The 21,159-nt window shown below is 36.5% G+C and carries 7 protein-coding genes; all 7 read left to right on the plus strand.

The genetic code is table 11. The features are described 5' to 3' along the window. Positions 1-131 precede the first annotated feature (131 nt). The 7 genes from DHD80_RS09155 (at position 132) to DHD80_RS09185 (ending at position 21,088) form a co-directional block, all read left to right on the plus strand. Entirely contained in the window at positions 132-1,373 is a 1,242-nt protein-coding gene (locus tag DHD80_RS09155) for a hypothetical protein (protein ID WP_251740863.1), read from the plus strand. A gap of 116 nt (positions 1,374-1,489) precedes the next feature. Next, entirely contained in the window at positions 1,490-5,302 is a 3,813-nt protein-coding gene (locus tag DHD80_RS09160; RefSeq protein ID WP_251740864.1) for a DEAD/DEAH box helicase, read from the plus strand. Further along, complete coding sequence (locus tag DHD80_RS09165) at positions 5,289-9,275, plus strand: UvrD-helicase domain-containing protein (protein WP_251740865.1); 3,987 nt, start codon at positions 5,289-5,291, stop codon at positions 9,273-9,275. Before DHD80_RS09160 ends, DHD80_RS09165 begins: the two co-directional genes overlap by 14 nt. 7 nt (positions 9,276-9,282) lie before the next feature. Further along, complete coding sequence (locus DHD80_RS09170; protein ID WP_251740866.1) at positions 9,283-15,525, plus strand: DEAD/DEAH box helicase; 6,243 nt, start codon at positions 9,283-9,285, stop codon at positions 15,523-15,525. A gap of 6 nt (positions 15,526-15,531) precedes the next feature. Then, positions 15,532-17,634, plus strand: coding sequence for a UvrD-helicase domain-containing protein (locus tag DHD80_RS09175; RefSeq protein WP_251740867.1), 2,103 nt, complete (start codon positions 15,532-15,534; stop codon positions 17,632-17,634). A 36-nt stretch (positions 17,635-17,670) separates the two neighbouring features. Then, positions 17,671-20,847, plus strand: coding sequence for a DEAD/DEAH box helicase (locus DHD80_RS09180; protein ID WP_251740868.1), 3,177 nt, complete (start codon positions 17,671-17,673; stop codon positions 20,845-20,847). After that, on the plus strand, positions 20,831-21,088 hold the full coding sequence (locus DHD80_RS09185; RefSeq protein ID WP_251740869.1) for a hypothetical protein: 258 nt from the start codon (positions 20,831-20,833) through the stop codon (positions 21,086-21,088). The genes DHD80_RS09180 and DHD80_RS09185 overlap by 17 nt, the downstream gene beginning before the upstream one ends. Positions 21,089-21,159: the final 71 nt, after the last annotated feature.

A 21,159-nucleotide genomic window follows, 5' to 3' on the forward strand; every position in this document is an offset into this window, starting at 1 on the left:
TAAAAGATAACAGCTTTAAGCCGTACCAACCTGCAGGCTCAATTTCTTTGGATCAAGACTTCAACTGTAGTACCTATCGAAAAAAGAAACTAGATATACCATTTATAAGACAAAGAGGTATAATTGATTTTATGCATTCTATAAAACAGCATATTGAGCAAGTTGACCTAAGTTCTTTTAAGCTAAATTATATTTTAGAAGACCACGAGTTTGATGCGAATAGAGATCAAAAGATCCTTGAAATCACCGGTAGTAAGTATGACGAGATAGATATTAAAACATTTAATATAGTTGGTTCCTTTTTTTACAAAAACCATCAGTTAAATATCAATTGTCGTTTTGGGAATTCTTTTCTTGAATATATGATTGCTAATACCAGCGGGTTTATAGAATTGGAAAACCTTGGAGGTGTAAGTAAGGATGTAGGTTTTGGAGAGTGGATCTTAATACTATACTGGAAAATGCAAATCAAAAAAGCATTTGCGATGGGTCTTTACAAAACCTATAAGAAGAGAAGTGAAGAACTTTCCACAATAAGAGGAAGTATTGATATCAATGCTTATATAAAAAAGCAATATTTTGATGGTAAGACTCAGTGTGCTTTTAACGAACACAGTTATGATAATCATCTTAATTATACCATTCAGAAAGCGTTTAAGAAAATTGCGCGTTCAAAAAGCAATTTCCTTTTAAAAGATATACAGGAGATCAAACGCACTTTTGACAATTTATATTTTTCACGTACTTCCCAAACTACCTTAAGTACGAAAGTCTCAAACCCATTTTATCATAAGTATAATGAAGTTTATGAATTGTCCAGAAAGATTATTAATGATGAGTTTCTAAGTTTTCGAAACCCCGACTCCGAGTTTTCTGCCTTTGTTTTTGATATTTCTCTTTTATTCGAACATCATATTCGGAAAATATTAAAGGGGAGATTTGAATTAGCTGAAAAAAATAAGACGGAGTTTAAGGTACCAAATGGTATAAGTGAAAATCATTTATTTCCTGATGTAGTTATTGAACATACTGAAAAGGAAATAAGTTTATTTGATGTTAAGTATAAACGGTTTTATACAGAAGGGAATTTCGCCGGGGTCCTTCGGGAAGACAGGTTTCAGCTTATTAGTTATTTAGCCTATTACAGCAGCAGATACAATATAAGAAAATGCGGTTTTATCTATTCTTGTGATGAAGAGGATTATGATAAGCTTGTTAACTCCATCAATAGGAATCAATCTATAAAGGTTGGGGAAAAAGAAATTTCTTTTGAGGTTCATTTTTATAAAGTAAGTAAGGATTTAAATCTACAGAGGGATTTTGATAAGAAATTTCAACGAAATTTTGATTTGAAAATGAAAATATGTGCCTAGCCTATGCAAGTAATTCAAATAGAAGTTCCTGTAAGACTAATCAGTAGTTTGAAAGTTTTTGATAAGCAAAACTTAAAACAGGCCTGGTCGCATTTTGAGAAAATTTTTGAGCAGAAATGATAGTACAGGAAGGTGACATATATAATGCGGTAATCAGTTACGTGGGTGATAAAATGAATCACGGGTATGTTGTACTCGTGGATAAGTTGGAAGACCTCAACAAACAATTTATTTATGATCGCAACCGTCCCAGCTTTAAGTTTCACCCCGCAAAGGATACTGCTCCGGAGAAATGGCAACTCGTTGAGGTACAGATCGTAAAAAAGAAATATGGCAAAATAGCGACTATTACCAGGAACACTTATTTTGGGTTAAAGGAAGATGGTGAGGTGGTTAATCCTGTAGGGGAGTTCTTAAGAGAAAAAAACCAACTGGAGATCAGGAAACCCGAAGAAGACTATCCGGCCCTTGAGGTGAATGCGCCCGTAGATTTCTTTTTGTATTATGATGAAAGAAGGCGTCGATTGCTTGCGGAGAACCCGGCGGGAGTAGCCAATGAAGAATCGTTTTACGAAGAATTAAAATCAGATTTTACGCATTTTACCAATCAGCTTGATTCCAAAGGGATAATCAAAGCGGGAGAGATAGCGCCACTATTATTAAAGCGAGATAGAGGAGAACTTCTTGTAAAGTACCAATTAGATTTTCTGATTAAAAATCTGGAAGCCGAGCAGAATGCTATTTTGAGTCAGTTATTTATTAGCACTTTCATAAATCTTAATCTCGAAAAACCCGATACTGAAACCTGTATAAGGCTATTAGGAGGTGATAGTTTAGCACTGGTAAGGCTGTGGTTAAAAAAGGATTTGCCAGTAGCATTTTTAGATCCAAAGGCAATTAAGAAATGGCATTTGGAACAGCAACTTTTCAATAAACTGGAACCAAAAGAATTCGTTGGTTTTTTTCAAAAAATCCAGGATTTCAAGGAGTATTCTCAGCTTCTGGAATTTGGCCTGGAATCGCTGGAGAACATTTCAGAGCAGGCCCTGCCACACTTCAATAAACTTATAAAGTTTGCCGATAATCAAAACAATTTAAGAAGTATTCTTTATCAAAATCTGGCTTTTGATAGTTTACTGGATCTATGGCGAAAAGAGGAAATTTCTGAAATTCCCGGAGAGCGGTTAAAAGAGAATTTTAGTTCATTAAAAGAAGAGGATCGAATAAAATATCTTCAACAAACAGGATGGCCGGAATACTTAAAACTTGTTGAAGAAAAAGAGTCTTCTCAAGTAATCATTGAGAATTATTTTGTGCATTTTAAGGAGTATTTAAAGAAGGAAATCAATTATTGCTGTTTTGACCTGGAGGTAAATCCGCAAACAAAAAAAATCGAGGAACTTGCTTTCCGCAATAACAAGGAAATTTTTGAGGAGCTGGATCCCACTGAGGATGATATCAGGCAATTAAAAAACGCCCTCGAACGGGCAGATGTGGTAATAGGTCAGAACATCAGGGAATTTGATCTGGAAAAACTCTATGGAGATGAGGTGCCGGATCTGGTAATCTGGGACAGCCTGGAAATTGAAGCGATCCTAAGACCTGATGCACATTCTTTAGCCCTAAATACCGAACACTATGCTTTAGAAGATGTTGAGCATACCCTCTCATTATTTTACTATCAGTTATACCGAATCTTAGGAGATGAGTCTCTTCGGAAGTCGATTAAAATTCTGTATAATTTCCACTTTTTAGAAGATCATCAAGCAGCTGCTATTCCTTATTTGAAAATTAAGGATGTTGCGATTGAAAAACCGGTAAAGAAGCTATTTCATTCAGAAGTATCAGGGATCAATAAAGTGGTTGGAACTATGGTTCCTAAAACCGCAGGGTTAGTCATTTGCCCAGAACCATTCTGGCCACATTTCAGGGATGATGCTAATTATCATTTTGAAGCAGAAAATCACTTATACAGTCTAAGCCTTGAAAGAGCGAAATGGGAAGAAAAGCTAGCAGATTTAGCTTTTCTAAGAACTTCTTTAGATCAATTCCATAAATCCTGTGAAACAAAAGGGCATAATCCATACGTGCGGCTTTTAAGTTCCTATCTGGTACAACAAATCCAGGAACATTTTCCAATTGAACAGATCTGCACTCCATTAAAGTCATTAGGAAAGAAAAGCATCGTTTCGGAATGGGATTTTGAGAAAAACTCAGAAGCATTACTCGAAGGAAGAAGTGAGAAAGAAGTGGTGCAGTTGGGAAGCGATCTTTGGCCTTTCACTTCAAAACGAAATTTTGGCGAATTCACGCAGCAGGAACTTTCTGTTACCGAAGAAGGGAATGCCTTATGGGTTCGATTTTCCAACGGCAGGTCTTATGCGCCTATCAGTAAAAAACTGGCTGAGGGGCTTGCTAAGGAGGTTTCCGGAGATCATTTCTGGATTGAACGGGAAGGCCTGGATAAATATATTCTTTGGGGGAGCAACGCAGGTGTTTTAGATGAGAGATTTGCCAGCGTGAAAGCAGGGGATTTTTATACGAAAGGCAGCGGAATGGGTGCTAAGGATGCAAGATTTATAAAATACTCCAATAATGCCAGTAGCCGGTTAATGGATCTTAATCCTGAAACTCTCTACAGGGATAAATACTGGGATGTTAAGCTCAAAACATTGATACAACTTCTTGGCAGCGGAAGGTTAGAAAAGGATAAATGTGTTTTAATTGTCTCGAGACCGGAAGAGGTAGATACCTTAACTAAAATCATAAGAAAGCTGGGAGGTTGGTTTTCCCCTAGTTTGAAATCAAATTTAAGGCGGCGATTAGAGCGGTTAGTTGAGGAGGAAAAAGGAATAATGATAGTGGCCCAGGAAGATTTTGAGCAACTATTAAGTTACCCACTTAGTGAAGGAATTCTATATGTTATAGAATCGCTTTCCCTGGAGGAATTAAAAGAAATTTCCGGAATTAACCGGGCAAACGAACTTACCGCTTCTATTGATGATGAAGAAGGAGACACAGAAAGTGAAGGGATGGAATTACCTCATCTTTCGAGTGTAGCAGGATCAATGGCCAGGCTGAATAAATATTATGATTGGATGATGTTCCGAATGGCGCTTCAGCACCAGCAAAATGAATTGCTGGTGATGGATCCACGGGCAAATTCCAGTTTATTTGACAGTTTTAAATGCAAAGCACTACCGGTAGATTTTAAAGAAATCGTTGAAGGGAAAAGTCGAGTATTTGAAATAATCAGGGAGCTAACCAGCTCGTGGCTGTATGCACCAAGAGAATTTGAGTATGGAAGTCTACAGGAGCATTTAGACAGAATTTCAGCAGCCTTAATAGACGGTTACGCTTTTAAACCAGAGCAAAAAGATTATTTGGATATTATTTTCCCGGCAAAAGATGATGTATTGGTAACCTTACCTACCGGAGTTGGGAAATCGGTTTTATTCCAGGGGCCTGCTCTCTACAGATCGAGTTTTACCGGAAAGATGAGTATAGTCGTTACTCCGTTGAAAGCCTTAATGGAAGATCACGTGATGGGATTATGGAAAAAAGGATTTTGGAATGGGGTTGAATACATCAATGCTGATAAAGGAGCGGAGGTTAAGGATATTTACAGGAAGATAGCCGGGGGGCAGTTATTGATGGTTTTTGTAACACCGGAGCGCTTCAGGTCTAAAGGTTTTGTATGGGCTTTAGAACAGCGGATGAAAATTGACGGAGGGCTTGAGTATTTTATTTTTGATGAGGCCCACTGTATTTCTCAATGGGGTAGTGAATTCAGACCAGATTATTTTTATTGTGCCCAACAGATAAAGCAAATTCGTAAAACCTATCCTTCGCCATTATTGCTTTTATCGGCCACAGTTACCAAGCAAGTTGCCTCACATTTAGAACACGCCTTGTATGAAGAAGTTTAAGGAATTAGATAAATATTCGGAATTAAACCCTATTCGGGATCATATTAAGCTTGAGTTTCGGGAGACAGAGCCGGGGAAGGAGTTGAAAGCCATAAAAAAGGATCTTGCTGAGTCTTTGAAACCTGAATATAGTAGGGCAATAGTATTTTGTACCAGCAGGAAACTCACCGAAGAGGCGGCAGCTGAGGTTAATAGTGAATTTAAGGAGAATGATACCCTGGCAAATAAGGCAGGTTTTTATCACGCAGGGATGGATTCGGATGCCCGGGAAAGAACATTTGAGCAGTATAAAACCGGTTCCTTAGCTATATTATTTGCCACCAAGGCCTTTGGGATGGGAATGGATATTCGCAATATACATCATGTATATCATCTGGGGCCTTCAGGGTCTTTCGAAGATTATTTACAGGAAGTGGGAAGGGCCGGCCGAAATGAAGATGACCTGAAAAAAGCAGGATATTCATCTGAAAATCCTATTCAGGCTATTTGTTTTCACTCGAAAGACTCCTTTCCGAGCTACAGGGATTGGATTCAAAGAACACAGATTTCCTGGAATGACATCTGTAATGTTTATGAAGTTTTTAAAGAATATAGGGCCCAATTTATAACAGGAAAAGAGGAAAGGCAAAACCGGGAATTTCTTCCTATTCCGTTGAATACGCTTAGTACCAGTTTAAAGTATATGGACACAGAGAGTGACCTGGGCTCGCTTTTCAGGTTGTCGCTGTACTGGTTACAACAAGCAGATCGTATACACTCCAGATTCTATGTACCTGCTTTTCTTGAATTTCAGAATGAAGGATTCTTCGACAGGGAAACCGAACCTAATATTGCTGATGATGACTTGAAAAAGCTATTTGGTTATGTTTTTAAAATCTATGATGAGGAGTTTAGAGATGCAGATTCCACTTTGGTAGATGGTACCGGATTGATGAAGTATATGGAGGTGAACAGAGAAAAAATGTTTCTGTTGATTTTAAAAGCTCAGAAGAAGGGATTGTTGAAATTAGTAAATGAACTCAATGTTAAGCCTACTGAGAATAGCAGACATGATGAGGCAATTCAGAAGATAGCGCGAGATAGCGAGTTTCAATTTCTTGAAGCGGTAAATGAAATAGCATTAAAGTTAGTAGAAGAATTCAGAAGAAATGAGGAAGTTGAATTATTAAATGAGACTTTACAAAGATTAATTCAGGAGGTTGAAGAAAGCGTTTTGTTTGAGAAGTTTCTTGATAAATTGAGTTCATACGCCGATCGCGAGTATTGTGAAATATATTTGAGATCTAAAGATTTAAGAAAAGAGAGAAAAAAGCAACCGGAGTTCGCTTCTTTTATGAACACCGCCCGGAGAACACAGCCTGAGCTTCTGGAAATACTAGAAAAACAGCGTAGGATACTTAAAAGTGATAAATCATCGGGAATATTAAAGACTGCTTTTTTTGTATTAAATCTTCATCCTGAAATTAGTATTACTTCAAAATTTTCAGAGGATTCCAAAGCTATAATACAGGTAGTCAAACTTGAGGCCACTAAAACAGCATTAGGAAAATTTGTTACCAGCTTTTGCAAGGATGGTCGTTCTCTTTTAATTGAATTAATGAAGGAGGAATCCAGGGTGGTAGATATCAACGAACTACTACTAAGATTACCTTTTAAAGAACCGAAATACAGCGAAGTAGAAAATCTTTTTTATCTCTTAAGAAAAGTGGGGTATATACGCTTTCAGGGAGGTCTGATACCTATGGCCATTGAAATGAAATTTGATAAACTGGAGGCCCTAGGGGATTTACCGGAAGATGAGAAGTTGGGATTCACTTATGTTGAAACCATAAGGATGAAGAAACTCCGTTTAATTGTTCTTGAATGCTTTAGTGAATTAGAAGATAAGGATAAACAAACCGATTTAATACGAGATTATTTTCAGGGAAAAGATTCCAAGGAAATTATAAAACTCATCGAGACGTATTCCAAAAACCATGAAAAGCTGCTTGGACCATATAGAGCTGAAGCTTTAAAAGAAAGAGTAAGTGGTTTAAATCCCAATCAATTATCGGTATACAAAGCGGGGATGAGATCTCATGTTTCGGTATTAGCCGGCCCGGGAACAGGAAAAACCCATACCCTTGTTTTAAGGGTAGCACGTCTTATTCAGGAAGAGAATATCCCCCCTCATAAAATTCTTGTGCTCGCTTATAACCGTGCAGTTGTGGAGGAATTAAAAATGAGGTTGAAAAGTCTTTTTGTGGAGTTGGGCTATAAAAAACTAATTAATTCTTTACAGGTATATACCTTCTCAGCATTAACCGGATCGGTTTTACAGCAAAACGGAGTACAAGAGAATGATCTAAATGTTTGGGAGAAAAAATTTCTCGAATTGTACCGGGAAAGAGGGCGCTCTATTCTGGGAAGATTTGCTGATGTGGAGTATGTTTTTATAGATGAGTTCCAGGATATCACTAACAGACGTTTAGAAATAATAAAAATAGTTGCTCCTAAATTCAGGAGTTTTATAACTGCGATTGGAGATCCAAATCAGAGTATCTATGGTTTTGACAGGGTAAAAGAAAATGGGGAACGTGGACCGGAGGCTTATTATGCATTATTTAATGAGGAGTACAGCCCCGAGGAGAAAATGCTAACCATAAATTACCGGTCTACTCCTGAAATTATTGAGACGAGTAAATTGGCACTACCCGGCAGCGCCAGAAACCTACCTATAGAACCTAATCCAGAGACAGAAAAGTTTGAAGGAGTGGTTGATATTTACGAAGGTAGCGGAGAGTGGCTTTCCAGATTCTATAGATTGTTACAGGAGGAAGGTAATAATGAGATAGCCATTTTATTCAGGACAAATGAAGAGTTGTATAAAGACTATGAGCTAATAAATGAACTTGTAGAGACTGCAGGTTATAAGTTAGAAATTAAAGGTAGTTCAACATCTTTTATAAGACAAAGAGAGATAGCTTATATCCTGAATGTAATAATCAGAAATAGAGCCGGTGCTTTGATTGAAGATAAAGAAGGTATTGGTGCCTATGTTAATGATATAATCAAACCAAAATTTCCAAACTGGGATAAAGATTTACTGGATGATTTTGTAAGACTTTTTAATTACTACTACGATCAGTATAATGAAAATCATACTTACGGAGACTTTGTTGATTTCGTTAAGGAAATCACTGCTAAAGATGACGGCCAATTATTTAAAATCTTAAAGACCCAGAGAAATATTACAACTCCGACGGTAATTCTCACAACTATTCACAGGGTAAAAGGAATGGAATATCAAAATGTTATTGTGCCTGCTTCGACGGCCAAATTGCCTTTTGAACCCAGGACACGGGAATACAGCGAGGTGGAACTTCAGGAAATTATCGATGAGGAGAAAAGGTTAAGGTATGTAGCTTATTCCCGAGCTAAATCGAATCTAATAGTAGAGATTAGTGCACGTGAAAAAAGTTTAGAAGCAGGGGAATGCTATTTGGAAGCCGGTAATGTTAACAACGGTATTCCTGTGAAAAGTGGAGATAATAATATTGTTATTTCCTGGAAGGCAGGAAATGATCCCAATTCAATTATACATGAAACAATACATACCCAGCTTAAAATTGGGGATCAACTTAGTATAAGAAGAAATGATTTTAACAACTGGGGGGTATGGTATGGGAATGTTAAGGTAGAGAGGTTCATAGGAAATTATGCTGGCAGATTTAATGGAAGTAATTTGAAGGGAATTTTTGTCGATTCCATCACCAGATATACTGCAGAGGAATGTCAACTTTATGATGAAAGACATGGTGCAAATTATTATACCCGATGGTCGCAAGATGCTCAAAACCGAGGATTTATTTATTTGGTTAACTTTTTCGGTTACGCAGCGCCTGAGAATGAAATAGAAGATTTACATCGGGAAAGGATAAAAGGAATAATTGAATATGGAGAAATGTTATTGGAAAACAGTTTTAAAAATTAAGTAATACATGCTCAGTTTACAACAGGCCATTGAAATAAAGGAATCTATTTTAGCTTATCTAAAGGCTACATTTAGTTTTCAGGATCGCAGAGTGCATAAAGCATTTTATGACTTTGTAAACGATGAGCAAAATGGGATGTTCAAGGGGCCTTATTTGTCTTTGAAACTGCCATTTGTTACTGCTGCCGAGGCGGAGAGGAAGGAAATTCCACTCGAAATAAAACCAGATTGGCCACCCTATGATCACCAGGTTAAATCCTGGCATCGCTTAAGTACAGAAAAAAAACCACCTCAACCAACAATTATAACCACAGGAACCGGTTCGGGAAAGACGGAATCATTCATGTATCCGGTTTTGGATTATTGCTATAAAAACCAAAATCGTCAAGGGATAAAAGTTATTATTCTTTATCCTATGAATGCCCTGGCGACAGATCAAGCTAAGCGTTTGGCTGAGGCTATTTTTGAGGATGAGCGATTGAAGGGTAAAATAACAGCCGGTCTTTTCCTGGGAGAGGGCGAGAATTCAGCTTCTTATCCCAAAAGTATGGGGACTGATCATATAATAGAAAACAGAGGTTCAATTATAGATTCTCCACCTGATATTCTTTTGACCAATTTCAAAATGCTTGATTATGGGTTGATGAAGAGTGGATATCAGGAGCTTTGGACTGGGAATCTTAAGGATTCCAATTTATTACAGTTCCTTGTTTTGGATGAATTGCATACTTATGATGGAGCCCAGGGAACCGATGTGGCTAACCTTATAAGGCGCTTAAAGCTTAAAATTAAAATCCCTCAAGACCATTTATGTGCCGTTGGAACTTCTGCTACTATTGGAAGCGGGAAGGAAGCTCCAGGTTTACTTGCAGACTATGCTTCGAAAATTTTCGGAGAGAAAATTACGGAAGAATGTGTAATTACTGAAAACAGATTAAGTTCGGAAGAGTTTTTTGGTAATGATGAAGATCTAAGATTATTTATACCGGAAGTTGAAAATTTAAACAGCCTTAAGCCAATAGCCAACGAAGGCTATGAAAAGTATTTAGAGAGGTTATTAAAGGCCTGGGGCTTATCACTGTCCAATCTTGCATCGGAACTAAAAGACTTGAAAATTGTAAAAGACCTGGTAGCTGTTACTAACGAGGGTGCGGGACTGCATACTTTATCTGAAATCAACCAGAGATTAAATTCCGTTAATAAGGAATTCAGAAAAGTTCCGCAGTGGGATGAGGAATTCAGGTTTAATCCTAAAGAAATCCTTGTTCAATCATTATTTAGTTTGATCTCTGAGGCTAAAGTGGGCGAAAAGAAAAAGTCTCCATTTTTATTTACCCAGGCTCAGATTTGGATTCGGGAGCTAAGCGGCATTTTGAGAGAGATGCAAACAGAACCTAGTTTCACGTGGAAGGATGAGAAGGATGAGGATGAAAGGTTAGCATTGCCCCCGTGGTTCTGCAGAGAGTGCGGAGCGTCGGGATGGATTGGTATTAAACACGATAATAAGGAGCGATTTGAAAAGGATGTACAGGATACCTATTCTAAATTCTTTGAAAATCACAAGCATATTTATTTCGCAAATCTTACCGAGTGGTTTTCTTCTCTGGATGCTGCGAATGCGGGGTATGAGGCTTCCAATCAATTCAGAAAATTCGTGTACAATAGGAATCTTGAATTCTATGATGATGAAGATGAAGGAAGAGTTGATATTACAGCATTCAGGAAATTAACGAATAGTGGGTATAATGATCATGTTTGCCCGGAATGCAATACCAGAAATACGGTCTCTATTATTGGAACACGTACTGCAACTTTAAGCAGCATAGGGGTTAGTCAAATTCTTTCGACTGACCTGGATAATCAGGATGAAAAACAAAGGAAAGTTCTGGCGTTTACCAATTCAGTACAGGATGCAGCGCACCAGGCAGGTTTTGTAGAAGCCAGGAATTACAGGTTTACTTTCCGTTCATCTTTACAAAAAGTCCTTAATTCCCAAGGAGAACCAAAGAATTTAAAAGAGGTTGCAGATCTCTTTAAAGATTTCTGGAAGAAGAATGCAGATCAAAGTGGGAATAAACCCATAGACGCTTATTACTACAGGTTCTATCCAACGGACTATTTAGGCAAGTCAAATCCGGAAGATTACAAGGAAAACAAGAGATATGATGCACACTTTCAAAAGGAATTTGATCATCGAATGGATTGGGAGGTTTTTTCTGAATTTGGTTACAATTCCTTAATAGGTAGAACTCTAGAGAAAACTGGATCTTCAGCTGTATATTTTGATTCCCAAAGTATTGAGGAGGTATGGGAGAAATTAAAACCCTGGTTAGATAAAAATGAACCAAGTGGAACTATCAAAAAAGATGAGTTTATAACATTTGTTCATTTGATATTGCATCGAATAAGGAGTCGGGGAGCCATCAATCATCCCTACCTGGAAAAATTCAGAACAGGGAACCTGAAACGATGGGATCTCAACTGGATGAAGGATTCTAGACATTTTCTAAACAGGCAATTTGGTCCCCAAACCCGTATGCCTAAACCCGTAACCTTTCAAAAGGAAGGCAGAGGGATTTTGGACAGTACTTATTCCCAAAGTACCAATTGGTTTCACGTTTATTATAAGAAGAGCTTTCAACAGTCGAATAATCATGCCGATTATTTAAATGACTTCTATGAAAAGCTATTAATAGCCCTAAATGAAACTGGTGTCCTGGACAGAAAGGAGTCTAAGGAGATTTCAAATTTTGTGCTGAATCCTGAGAAAATTTACGTAAATACTAAGGTGTTTGACTTAGGATGCAATAAATGCGGTCACAATCTACACACTTCAGACCCTAAATTAACTGCAGAGGGAGGGGAATGTTTAATTTATCGTTGTAACGGTAAATATAGCGCTATCCTAAATGATGATAATCTTAACTATTATCAGATGGTGTATAACCGCAACAGATCTCCCCGAATTTATGCAGCCGATCATACCGGGTTATTAGCAAGAGAAAAAAGAGAAAAACTAGAAATTGACTTTAAATGTAGACCGGATTTCAATTCTAAAAATGCAATGGTTGCCACGAGCACACTTGAAATGGGAATTGATATAGGGACATTGAATACAGCTTTCAATAATTCTGTGCCTCCTATGCCCTCTAATTTTCTCCAACGAGTAGGTCGGGCAGGTAGGGCCAGTGGATCAGCCTTACTTGTAAACTTCGCCCAGAGTAAATCACATGATTTATTCTATTATAGAGAACCACTTGATATGATGGCGGGTGAGGTTTCTACCCCGGGATGTTATCTGGAGGCAATGGAGATCCTGAAAAGACATTTTTTTGCATACTGCCTGGATAGCTGGGCATCAGAAAAACCTAAAGAAAATAAGATTCCTCCAAGAATCTCAATTTTAAAACTACACACTACAGATTTGAATTCGAGAGAGTTCTTTTTAAACAGAATTCTCCATTTTATAAAGGTTAACGAAAAAACATTATTTGAAGATTTTGTGTCCTGTTACAGAAGGGATATAAAACTGGAGGTAATCGATGAACTAAAGGCATACTTAGAGAATGAACAATTTTATTCGTTTCATAGAAAGATCTTTCCCAAATTAAAAGAGGAAATATTATTCATTGAGGAGAAACGTAAAGAAGTTTTTGCTAGAATAGAGGAGCTTAATCTCGGTAAGGAGGATCCTGAGTTAATTGAACTCGAGAATGAGAAGAAGAACCTTGGAGGGATTATAAGAAGTATAAAAAACAGGCTTACGTTAGAACATTTAACGAATATTGGAGCTTTACCCAATTATGCTTTTCCTGAAACCGGAGTAACTCTCAACGCTAAGGTTTTAGGGAATAAGCCAGAAGGTAGTGACAAATTCCCCTTAAGTGAAGAGTTTGAGATAGTACGAGCAGCAAGCATAGCTATTAGAGAATTTGCCCCCGATAACCATTTCTATTCACAAGGTTATAAATTCAAAATCACTGGAGTTAATACCTTTGACTGGTCGGATAAGGGCAATTTTTACGATAAACGTTTTTGTTCCAATTGTGATCATATAGAAAGGGCAGATCTAAATAAAACTAAGTGTTGTCCTAAGTGTGGACATCCTTCCTGGGGTGCATCTTCAAACATTCATAAGTACGCCAAGTTACTATCGGTTAAGTCGTTTAACAATAAATCGGATGCTTCAATTAATGATTCAAAAGATGAAAGAGATCAGGAGAATTATACCATACTGAAGCATTTTAATTTTAAGGACTCAATATCGGGAGGGGCCTGGGCAATGAAGGAGGTGCCTTTCGGGATTGAATACGTTAAAAACGTTACCATTACTGATTCCAATTTGGGACGTTCGGATATTGGCAGTTCCCGAAAGATAAAAATTAATGATTTAGATGTCCCCGCCCACGGTTTTATAACTTGTAGACATTGCGGGAAATCATCTTCTCATATTCATCAGAAAGATTATAAACAGCATTACGGATATTGTAAGTATAAGGAGGAAACCTATGATGGTAAATCCAATGATATATTTGAAGAGGTTTTCTTCTTTAGAGAAGTAAAAACAGAGGCCTTAAAAATACTATTACCAATTCAGGATTTTAATAGTGAGGCTGAAATTAAAATGTTTAGGTCAGGGATTGAACTCGGATTAAAAAAATACTTCAAAGGGAATCCTCAACATATAATGCTTTCAGATTATCGGGAATACAATCAAAGAACAAGCAAATTTGACAGATATTTAATTCTGTACGATACAATTCCTGGTGGTACTGGATATTTGGAGAAGTTATTTGATTTAGCCGTATTTAATGAAGTTCTTCAACAGGCCTATGAAGGTATTGCAAACTGCACATGCCAACACCAGGGAAAAGATGGGTGCTACAGATGTATTTATTCATACTCCAATCAGTATTACCAAACTGAATTAAGCAGGGAAAGAGCAGAAAAGCGATTTGAAAGCATAATAAAAAAGAAGGCATCCTGGGAGAATTTCCCTTCCGGTTTAGGGAATATTACCAATAAGGGACAAATTGAGGAGTCTGAACTTGAAGAACGATTTATAAGAAGTTTTCGGATTTTAGGTAACAATAACGAAGATTGGGAATTTGGAAGACATAATCAAGATGGTATAATTAATTATTCCCTTAAGTATTCAAAAGGAGAGGATGTGATTCATTATCATATACGTCCCCAGGTTGATCTGGGAAATGTAGATGGGGTGGAGTACCATACCCGTTGTGATTTTCTGTTTATATGTACTTATTGTAAGGTCAGTGGCAAAGAAGTCGATGCCCTTGAAACTATCCCTAAAACTGCAATTTACCTAGATGGGTATCAATTTCACGCATCTAAAGAAAACAACAGATTTTTAAATGATTTTCAAAAACGAGCAGCCATAACCAGAAGCGCAGAATACCAGACATGGACGCTTAGCTGGGAGGATTTAGACAGGTTTGACGAAAGCTTCTTAAAGGAGAAGGATCAGGAGAATAGAGCTGACTTTTTAGAGCAAATACTTAGGGAAGATGGATATAAGGATAGTAGGAAACTACTATTACAATCGAAACCGCTTGGGCTTCTAAATGTTCATCTTGCACAAAATAACTTTGAAAGGTTTCTGGAAGTTTTAAAATATCCTCTCGTTGACTCAAAATACCTGAAAAGCTGGGCATTTTACCTTGGTATGTTTCAAAAGAAACTATTTTCTCCCTCATATAGCCCTAATGATGTAGAAGCTGCTTTAACTCAGGAGAAATTTGATGAATACTGCAAAAGCAATAGGACCCTGGATGGTTTAGTCGTTTTTTCGGGGATGCCTAAAAATGCGCTTTTAAATTTAGCGGCCGTTGTAAATATTCAACGAAATGAAGTTTTGGCTAGTTTAAGTTTTCTTGATACTGAAGAGATTAACAAGGATGATTGGACCCATTTCTGGACTTTATATAATTTACTCCAATTTTATGATTTGAAGGATGAAACACTGGGTACAGAGGAGGAAAAATATTCTTTAGAAGATTTGCTAGGTGTATTTGAAGAGGAATTACATCCCTATTTAATAGAAATATTTGATAGAGGAGAAGTGAAAAATGAAGAAGATGAAATTAGACTCAACAATTTGTTCGAACAAGGAAAAGTAAAGGCAGAAGCTGAATTAATAATACATAACTCTAAACAAGTTATAAATCCTAATTCTTTGGAGGATGAACAAGTCTTTATAAAGAAGGGGTTTGAAATAATCAAAATTTAATTAACTATGGAAGGAATTAAGATTTTACATTATCATAAGTTTTGGAATAGTTTTGTAGATCTGCCAAAAGGAATTCAAAAAAAGGTAGTTGATTTTCAGGAGAAATTTAGAAAGGATTCCAAGTCTGCTGCAATTCATTTAGAACCAATATCAACATTCAAAGATCCTACTCTTAGATCTGCCAGGATTGATCAAACTTACCGAGCAATTTTGAAATCATTTAATGATGGTAATATCTTTTACCTGCTTTGGGTGGACCACCATGATAAAGCTTATCAATGGGCTGAAAATAAGGTTATCGACTGGAATGTTGATACGCAAGCACTACAAATTTTCGATAACCCGGAGGTCACTCCTTTACCTAATTTTAAAACAGAAAATTTTGATATCCCCGGTCTTTTTGCAGAATATTCAGATAAAGACTTAAAAAGGTTAGGTCTGCCGGAAATTATTTTGCCATCGGTACGGAAAATTAAAGTGGATCAAGATTTATATCAGTTAGAAGACTTTTTACCAGAAGGGGTTTATGAACAATTGTTTTACTTGGCGGCTGATGGGGATATTGAAAAGCTTATATCAGAAGTTGAAGAAGGCAAGGTCAAAGCGGAGGAGCTTGAAAAGCAAGCAGAAAGTTTTAATAACCAGAGAAGTTTTATTGAGTTCACTGATAATAATGTATTTAATGAAGTATTGGAAGGAGGATTGGATAAGTGGAAATACTATTTACATCCGGAACAGAGAAAGATTGTAACCAATAATTTTCCTGGCTCTGCAAAAATTACTGGGGGTGCAGGTACTGGGAAGACTGTAGCTGCGATGCATCGGTTAAAGTATTTGGTGGAAAACAGTAGGCCGGGAGAAAAGATTTTATTTACCACCTTTACAAGAGCCCTTACAAACAACTTATTGGAATCTACAAGAGGTTTAAACTTTCATCTCTCCAATGTAAGCATTCGAAATATTGATGCTCTTGCACTGGATTTAGCAAAAGAATATGGATTGGTGCCTTCAGATGCAAAAATTCTGGAGTATGATAATCAAGCGGCGAATAGATTATGGGAAAAACTTCTCAATGAGAATCTAATCTCCTATGGGGCTGATTTTCTTGAAAAAGAATATTGCGATGTGATACTCAACAATAATGTATCTAATCTTAAAGATTATCTTAAAACCTATCGCACTGGGATGGGTAAGCCCATTTCCAGAAGACAGAAAAAAGGACTATGGGATCATTTTGAAAAGTTCAGAGAAATAAAAAATAGAGAGAATTATTTCTATAAGGCCGAACTATATAATACTCTAAGTGATTATCTAAATGAGAAAGAGATAAGGCCATATTCACATTGCCTGGTTGATGAGTTACAGGATTTTTCAAATGCTGAGCTAAGGTTAGTGCGAGCATTAGTGGAAGAAAAACCTAATGATTTGTTTATGGTAGGAGATCCGCTTCAGAAAATTTATGACCGAAGGATTAATTTTTCCCGAGGAGCAAGAATAAATGTTAGAGGAAAGAAGAGTAGACGCTTACGAGTGAATTATCGTACTTCAGAAGAAATTAAAAGATTAGCAATATCTATTATTAAGGATATATCCTATGATGATTTCGATGGAGAAGAGGAGGAAAAAGCCGGTTATATCTCTCTGTTTCACGGTGTAGATCCAAGTTATACTACATTTAAGACAAAAGATCAGGAGATAAATCATTTAATAGAGAGGGTTCAAACTTTAATTAACCAGGGCTATTCGCTATCGGAATTAGCTATAACCTCACGAACCAAAAACGGGTATAAAGATTTCAGAAGCGGTTTACATAATGCCGGGATTCCCTATTGTGAGTTTCAAGGAGGAAATAGAATTGGGGATGCTGAAGGTATACCTTTATTGACATTTCATAATATAAAAGGGCTTGAATTCAAACAAGTCTTTTTAGTGGATGTAAACGAAAGAACCTGTCCATTCCTGCCTCGTGGATTTGAATATTATACTGATGAAGAGAAAGAAAGCCATTTGAGAAGTGAGAGATCATTGGTTTACGTGGCTATTTCCAGGGCTATTCAAAATGTTGAGATTTCCGGGGTAGGAAATAAGTCGGAAATGATAAATATATAATTCTATTAAAAATTTTCATTCGTAAAATCTTCAGCCATGCTAGTCAACGTACAGGAAAAAATTAAGGGACTTTTAATTAATAAGTTAAATAAATACTCTAATTCGAAAGCCATAATTTCAATAAAAGGATTGCCATTTGAACTTGTGAAGGAAACAATTGGGGCAAAATTTATTGAAGAAGAATATATTGAAGACAGGAAACTCAATATCAATAAACTGGACAGTAAGGAGGGGAAGAAATTGATTCTACAACAAATGATGACGTCTGGAGAGAAAAATAGATTTATATCCTATGAAGCATTATTATACTCATATAGACTAACTAAAGAAATTGGCATTGATGATGACATTATAGTTATAGATTTTAGTATTCACCCTTATAGTTATTCTGCACTAAAGGAAGATTTACCCTTACTTGAAGACTTAAGTGAGAAAGGGGATAAAATTGAGGAAAACCTGATTACTTCGTTATATGCTTCTGTAGTAAAAATTGGTGAAAATAAATATGTTCAATTTCGGGACCAGGAAATATTGAATGATGCAACAGTAGACTATGCTTTTCATATTGATTACTGGTCTTATAAAGAATTGCCGGCCATATCGAATTCAGATAAGACTGGAAGGGATCTCGTCTTTAATTATGAAGCAAGGGATTACGTAGATTTTATTCATCAGTTAATAGTTAATGAAGGAAATGAAAAGCAGCGAATATTAGTTGATACAAGTGTAAAAGCAAATTCTTCAGCCCAGGAACAGCTTGGAAAAATAATTGATTTTTTTGGTCGTATAGGCATCGAGCCACAATTATTAAAAATTAAATATGATCTTACTATTTCTGCAAGAAAGGAAATTCAGGAAAAGTTGAAAGAGGTGTGGGGCTACGATGGTTTTAGATCACTAAAAGTATACGCTGATCCGGAAATTTCCAATGATACTATCGAAATAAGCCAAGCAGATATAATTGAAACAATTGTTGAGGAATATGAAAAAGCGGCTTACGGTGAAAATTTTGATGACGTTTTTGTAACAGCTCCGACCGGAGCAGGAAAATCTATAATGTTTCAGTTACCCGCCATTTATCTTGGTGAAAAATTTGAGACTATAAGTATTGTTATTACTCCACTTAAGTCTTTGATGGTTGATCAGGTAAATAACCTTAAAGAAACAGGCTACAGTAAAGTGGCCTACATCAATTCTGATATTACGATCATTCAAAGAGATGAAATTTATGACCAAATCAAAAACAGCGAAATAGATTTGCTGTACTTGGCGCCGGAATCATTACTTTCCTATGATATCAGTCATTTTCTACAGGGGCGAAAATTAGGTCTTTATATTGTTGATGAGGCGCATACGGTAACAACATGGGGTAGAGATTTCCGGGTTGATTATTGGTATCTAGGTGCTCATATAAGTAAAGTGAGGAAATACTACCGAGATGAAGATAATAACCCTTTAAAGTTTCCTGTAGTGGCTTTTACGGCAACAGCACCTTATGATGGGATACACGATGTAGTCTTTGAAACCCTTAGCAGCTTAAAAATCGTCAGTGCAAAACAATTTATCGGTTATGTTAGACGTGAAAATATTGATTTTAATATTAACCGAGTGGAATTGGAGGGTAACCTCCAAACCAGAAAGACCGAGCTTAGCGTTCAAAGAATGGTGCAATTTTCGAAAGAAAAGAAAAAAGCTATTATCTATTGCCCTTATACTAACCAAGTAGATGAGGTACATAAAGCGGCGAGAAAAAAGGATCTTCCGGTGCAGAAATATCATGGAGGCTTAACGGGAGAGGATCGAAATATTTCTCAGGAACAATTCAAAAATATTCCAGAGGGAAACATGGTAGCAACTAAAGCTTTCGGAATGGGTGTGGACATACCTGATATTGATCAAGTTTATCATTTTGCACCAACCGGATTATTGACAGACTATGTTCAAGAAGTTGGACGGGCAGCGAGAAAAGCCGAAATACAGGGAGAGGCCTTAGTGGACTATTCTACAAGGGATTTTCAATTTATCAATGTTCTTCATGGCCTCAACAGAACTCACAATTGGCAACTTGTGGAGGTAATGAAGCGATTGTGGAGATTCTATGATGATAATAAGAGACAAAATCAACTAATTTCGGCAGAAGATTTTGCCTATATTTTTAATTCAGAAGATGAGGGACGGCTGCAAAATTCAGTTAAAAATGCCTTGATGTTATTGGAGAAGGATCTTAATAAAAAGGCAAATATCCCCGTTCTTATTGCAAGACCTAAAAATCTGTTTGCAACCGTGTATGCTAGTATTAGTAATGAAGACCTCCCTATTCTAAGAAGTTTAATTCCTAAGAATAGTTTTAAAGAAATTCATTACCTACAACTTGACCAGCATAACCGGAAAGTTGTACAATTAAAACTGAACAAAATATGGGAGAAAAAATTTAGTGATAAAAGCTTTGGGGTAATTAAGAGAGAGTTCTTTATGGAAGAACTCTTTCCAGAAGTAAAACTTAGGCCAAAGCTAAAGATTCATCTCGTAATCAACGAGAGTAGTAATAAAGTTCTGGAAGAATTAAAAAATAATTTTAATACATTAAACATTGCTTTAAACAATTTAAAGGGCACCTTTTTTACAAAAAATGAATTTGTAATTCAACTATCTCTACTCGGTCGCGATATTAATTGGTCAAAAAGAGTGGCCGAATTTGTTTTACCCTTGTTTAGTCAAAGGAGTAAAAAAGGGCAAATGTCATTAACCCAAGATGATGTAAGGAAATATGCAAATTTTTTGCAGTCCAGGAGAGATAAGAAAAAAAATGAAATAACCTACAGAGTTATTGATGGTGCTGTAAATCACTTAAGATCGAAAATAAGAAGAAAAGTAAATACTGCATTTTTTTCCTTGCGCACCGTCACCCGTTATGTTGATAAAGACGGGGCTGAGAAACATCTATATATCAAAATAGGACAATTGTTTGAAATATTTGAATTGGGAACCTACGAGGTAAACGGGGGGGAAAATCCTAAAATCTTCATTAGAATAAATGATCCATTTAGACTAAGAGTTGAGGCCTACGGATTCTACCAAAATGATATTTTACAAAATATCAGGGATCGTCATACTACAGGAGTAGAATTAATGAAAGAATTTTTTGAGTCAGATTTAACATCTGCGGAACGGTGGGATTTTATTGAAAATTTTTTTCTTGGAAGAAAACAATAATAGGGATCGAAGATTTGTAGAAAAAATACATATTGCTTCAACCCAGGATCTCATGCAGATGTTCGTTTACAATGACTATTGGAAATCTGTACAGGCAATGCTTTTGTATCCTTCTATGGATACAGTGGCACCCGATTTCAAAAGTTTTAAGGATCGAAAACATCAATGTGCTGTTGGAAGATTGAATATTCTCAAAGAAGGGAAATTGAAGACTGAAATTGGTAGGGAAATATTAGACTAGTTTCCAAAAATTACTTTAACACAGACCATATAATTTATAAGATAATTGCGTTACTCATTTGATTATCTTCA

Source organism: Gramella sp. AN32 (assembly GCF_023718305.1).
Classification (GTDB): domain Bacteria; phylum Bacteroidota; class Bacteroidia; order Flavobacteriales; family Flavobacteriaceae; genus Christiangramia; species Christiangramia antarctica.

Excerpts from the sequence above, each read along its gene's own strand:
- DHD80_RS09160 (WP_251740864.1), top strand. The coding sequence starts at position 1,490 with ATGATAGTACAGGAAGGTGACATATATAATGCGGTAATCAGTTACGTG.
- DHD80_RS09175 (WP_251740867.1), top strand. The coding sequence starts at position 15,532 with ATGGAAGGAATTAAGATTTTACATTATCATAAGTTTTGGAATAGTTTT.
- DHD80_RS09165 (WP_251740865.1), top strand. The coding sequence starts at position 5,289 with ATGAAGAAGTTTAAGGAATTAGATAAATATTCGGAATTAAACCCTATT.
- DHD80_RS09170 (WP_251740866.1), top strand. The coding sequence starts at position 9,283 with ATGCTCAGTTTACAACAGGCCATTGAAATAAAGGAATCTATTTTAGCT.
- DHD80_RS09180 (WP_251740868.1), top strand. The coding sequence starts at position 17,671 with ATGCTAGTCAACGTACAGGAAAAAATTAAGGGACTTTTAATTAATAAG.
- DHD80_RS09155 (WP_251740863.1), top strand. The coding sequence starts at position 132 with ATGCATTCTATAAAACAGCATATTGAGCAAGTTGACCTAAGTTCTTTT.